Source organism: Aerococcus sp. L_32 (genome assembly GCF_050689315.1).
The window spans coordinates 1-778 of record NZ_JBOEQF010000877.1 but is presented as its reverse complement, the minus strand read 5'-3'; the positions used below and the strand labels follow the sequence as shown (position 1 = coordinate 778).

General features: G+C 42.7%; 1 protein-coding gene. It reads left to right on the top strand.

The genetic code is table 11. The features are described from left to right. A partial coding sequence (locus ACRCJ0_RS17060) for a Mur ligase family protein (protein ID WP_431391347.1) occupies nt 1-778 on the top strand: 778 nt, incomplete at both ends.

The window sequence follows — 778 nt, the reverse complement described above, 5'->3', positions numbered from 1 at the left end:
CCTAGCGATGGCTCAGCTCGCCAACTTCTTCTACCAATCACCTTGGCAAGACGTGGCCATTTCAGGGATTACAGGTACCAAGGGTAAAACAACCACTGCAGGTTTTGTTAACCAAATTTTGACCCTAGACAGTCAGGAAAAAGGGCAAGCACTACCTGGTTTCGTATCATCTACCTTTAACTATGATGGCCTTGAAAAAATACCATCAACTCTTACTACGCCGGAAGCCATGGATTTATATGAAATGCTAGCAACAATGCGAGACAATGGGGTGAAACGGGCAACTATGGAAGTATCCAGTCAAGCCTTAAAATACCACCGCGTTGATGACGTGAAGATGCAAGTGGTGGCCTTTTTAAATATTTCACCAGACCATATTTCACCAGTTGAACATCCCACTTTTGCTGACTACTTCCAGTCAAAATTACGGATTTTTGACCACGGTAAAGTGGCTGTCATCAATGAAGATACGGACCATTATGAAGAAATTTTAAAAGCAGCACAAGATGCTGAAAATATTGAACGGATTGTGACTGTTTCACGCAAGAACCCGGTGGCTGATTATTTTGCAGATGAATTAGCTTTTAGTGAAACCAAACAGACTTTTGTGGTGAAAAACCAAGGTGAAACGATTCCGATGGCTTTAAATGTCTTAGGGCACTTCAATATCAACAATGCTTTAGTGGCTGCGGCGATTGCGCGCGAAAACGATGTAGAGTGGGCAACAATTCAAAAGGCTTTAGGCGATGCCAAAACTGATGGCCGGATGGAAATTTAT